The organism is Massilia sp. CT11-108 (assembly GCF_047302915.1).
Lineage (GTDB): Bacteria > Pseudomonadota > Gammaproteobacteria > Burkholderiales > Burkholderiaceae_D > Telluria > Telluria orientalis.
Genome location: NZ_JBKYMO010001551.1, coordinates 1 through 265, shown reverse-complemented (window position 1 = coordinate 265; position 265 = coordinate 1). Strand labels below are relative to the sequence as shown.

Annotated in this window: 1 protein-coding gene; it reads right to left on the bottom strand. The window is 61.1% G+C overall.

Features of this window, described 5'->3' with window-relative positions:
- Position 1: 1 nt before the first annotated feature.
- Positions 2-139 carry a hypothetical protein gene (locus tag ACEN88_RS35580; RefSeq protein WP_413347105.1) on the bottom strand — a complete coding sequence of 46 codons (138 nt, stop codon included), beginning with the start codon at positions 137-139 and terminating at the stop codon, positions 2-4.
- Positions 140-265 lie beyond the last annotated feature (126 nt).

The following is a 265-nucleotide window of genomic DNA, read 5'->3' as shown; positions in this document are numbered from 1 at the left end:
ATTACTTGCTCTCGGCGATCAAGCGATCGACCTTCTTTTCCAGCAGCGCCACCGCCACAGTGCCTTCGCCCAGCACGAACTCGTGGAACTTCGGAAGGCTGAATTTCGTGCCGAGTTCCTTTTCCGCGCGGGCGCGCAGTTACTGGATCTTCACCGCGCCCATCTTGTAGCCCAGCGCCAGCGACGGCCACGCCATGTAGCGTTCCGACGCATTGCGCGCCTCCGCTTACGTGTAGCCCAGCGACTCGCGCATGAACTGGATCGA